The sequence below is a fragment of the Bifidobacterium simiiventris genome (assembly GCF_019331715.1).
Classification (GTDB): domain Bacteria; phylum Actinomycetota; class Actinomycetes; order Actinomycetales; family Bifidobacteriaceae; genus Bifidobacterium; species Bifidobacterium simiiventris.
This window is the reverse complement of record NZ_JAHBBG010000026.1, coordinates 1-2,754: the sequence shown is the minus strand read 5'-3', so window position 1 is coordinate 2,754 and position 2,754 is coordinate 1. Positions and strand designations below refer to the sequence as shown.

The 2,754-nt window shown below is 52.4% G+C and carries 2 protein-coding genes; both read left to right on the top strand.

Features of this window, described 5'->3' with window-relative positions; genetic code table 11:
* The first annotated feature begins 129 nt into the window (after nucleotides 1–129).
* Complete coding sequence (locus KIH76_RS11440) at nucleotides 130–1,035, top strand: DNA adenine methylase (protein WP_236037013.1); 906 nt, start codon at nucleotides 130–132, stop codon at nucleotides 1,033–1,035.
* A gap of 1 nt (nucleotide 1,036) precedes the next feature.
* Complete coding sequence (locus tag KIH76_RS11435) at nucleotides 1,037–2,227, top strand: hypothetical protein (protein ID WP_236037012.1); 1,191 nt, start codon at nucleotides 1,037–1,039, stop codon at nucleotides 2,225–2,227.
* Nucleotides 2,228–2,754: the final 527 nt, after the last annotated feature.

Below are 2,754 nucleotides of genomic sequence, written 5' to 3'. Positions count from 1 at the left end.
CGAGCCATCCGACGAGGCACGCGCTAACACGCCACGTCCGCTCCCACGCGTAGGTTTTCAAACAACACCACGCATGGTGCGAGCGTCAGCGTCGCCACTCAACCCATCAAACAACCAAACACGGTGAATATGTACGCAACGCCGAGGATCAGTTCTGGGGAGATGCTGTCTGTCCCACTGGTTCCCAACCATGATGTGGTCTCACCGCTGAGGTATCCAGGCGGGAAGAGCGTGTTGTCCGGATACGTGGCGTCTCTCATCGGTATGTTTGGGCTTCGTGACGCCACGTATGTCGAGCCATATGCCGGTGGAGCGGGTGTTGCGTTGCGTCTATTGCGGGACGGTACCGTGTCAAAGGTCGTTATCAATGATTATGACCCTGATGTGTTCGCTTTTTGGCATAGCGCAGTCAATGATTCGACATCGTTCTTGGAAATATTCGACAAGACGGAACCCACTATTGAGGAGTGGCATCGGCAGAAAGATATCATCAGAAATTCCGCCAACGAACTTGATAGGGGGTTTGCATTCTTCTTTCTCAACAGAACTAACAGATCCGGCGTACTCAACGGTGGCGTTATCGGCGGGCTGAATCAGAGCGGTGCATACAAAGTAGGAGCCAGATACAATAAGGCCTCTCTAAGGAAGAAACTCGAATTCCTTGGAGATCGCTCGGATTCCATCGAAGTCTTGAATGAGGACGGACGCGCCGTAGTAGAACGGTTCATCGGGGATGACAGCTCTTTCATCTATGCGGATCCGCCGTACGTGGAAAAAGGGCGGAGCCTGTACATGAACGCTTTTGACGAAAGCCAGCACCAGGATCTTGGAAGGACATTGAATAGTCATATCCGTTCCCATTGGATGCTTACGTATGATGACACGTCGCTGGTCAGAAAACTGTATAAGGACCGATACGGCGGGTTGTTTCCTCTGAGCTATAGTGCATCCTCGCGTCGTTCCGCGAATGAGCTGATGATTTTTTCCGATACACTGGGTGAAGCCATAGCATGCAATGCCTCAGAAGGAGAGTGACATGGTGAGCGGGAGACGAGAAATGGCCGATGTGTGGGAAGGACAGCGGGTTGAGTACATTCCGCTGGATAATCTGATTCTGTGGACGGAGAATCCTAGAGATCCATTAGAAGGCACCTACACTAATGACGATGTCATCCGTCACGCGATCGATAAGAGTAATGAGGGACAGTGGCAGCTGCATAAACTTGCAAAGGAAATGGGAGACAAGTTCGATTTGAGCGAACTACCCACGGTATGCAAGATAGATAATGGACCGTCGTATAGAGTATACGACGGCAACAGACGTGTCATCTTGGCGATGCTTCGCAAGAGAGGTCTTTCTGTCGATGGGCAACGGCAACTGCTGCCTCCAGACTTCCCTGACCCCATGCCATGCAATGTGTGCAACGAACGAATCGCTCTGGAGAATGTGGAACGCAAGCATAAGGGTAAGGGAAGCTGGAAGCAGTATGAGCGGGATTGTTTCATGTTCCGATACATGGGCGGACCGAAAACCGTACTGATGAAGCTGGAGGACCTTATTGGCGCAGTGACGGAGTGGCCTATACTCAATACAGGATTCGTTGAAAAAGACGTTTTCAACAAGAAGCATCTCGAAGAAATGGGACTTCTCCCCGATGAACCGGATTTTGGGGTTCCAACCGAATTGCTGCGAGAGCTCGTGGAAAACATCGCTGGTAAACTGGACAACGAGTTGAATACCCGCAACGCTCGAAACAATCCTGCTAGCGTGTTGCCGGAGGATCTCATCAAGCGCCTCAAGGAATCCCAACGCAGGCACGTCGCCAATGCGAAGACCGATATACGGGAGAAGGCACGTGCCGACACGGATTCACATTCGATGCCGGAACCTGTTGCCGAAGACGAAAAGCAGAACGATGCCCATCTCTTCGATGACCCCGAAGAAGTCCCCGCGCAGGACAGTGCCCCCAAGGAAAGCCGAAAAGCGCGCACGCGCCAGGTCAGTTTGCCTTCTGTCGCTGTTTTTTGGCGGACCGTTACATTTGACACCGGGTATCGTCAACAACATGTACCGCACCTTAGAAGAGCTTTGGAACATGTATCGGAACAAGGATATGCAGAATCGGGAAGCATTCGTTCCAATCTTCCGTATGGGTCTGCGTCTGCTGACGGAAACAGCGGCCTCGGAGTGTTGGGAACATGGTGGTCTGCAGAAATATGTGAATGATTATGCAAACGAGGCCAAGAAGAACCTGAGGAAGCGTAAAGGAGGTCAGGATCTTCTCACGTTCACGTCCAACTACCAGGTATCGCCGAACAAGCTAGTGCAGTTGCTCCAAAGCGGTGCACATGCATACACATCAACCAGAGCCGAAGGACAGACTCTAGCTATGAGCGTTTTAGTCGGAGAGATGCTCGCGTTGAGCCATGGACGTCCATAACAACCACATAGGGTGTCCCGATGGACAGTCATCGGGACACCCTTTCACATCCGGATCGCGCACGAGCCGGGCCAGAACGAGGATAATCGAATTCGTTCAGCCGCCCAGTCCGGTGTGGGTGGCGCGCACAGCGCTTTTGTGCGTTGCGAGAGTTGCGAGAGAAGACGCGGCGAATCGAGCATTATTTGTGAGGCTTCTGCTGTTTTCGTGGGTTAGGTTGTTGGTGTTGGTAGTTGGATGTTGAGTCCGCCGCATCTGAGCATGACGAGGCTGATGAGGTTGGTGACGTGGTGGAAGCCGTAGGCCATGCGGA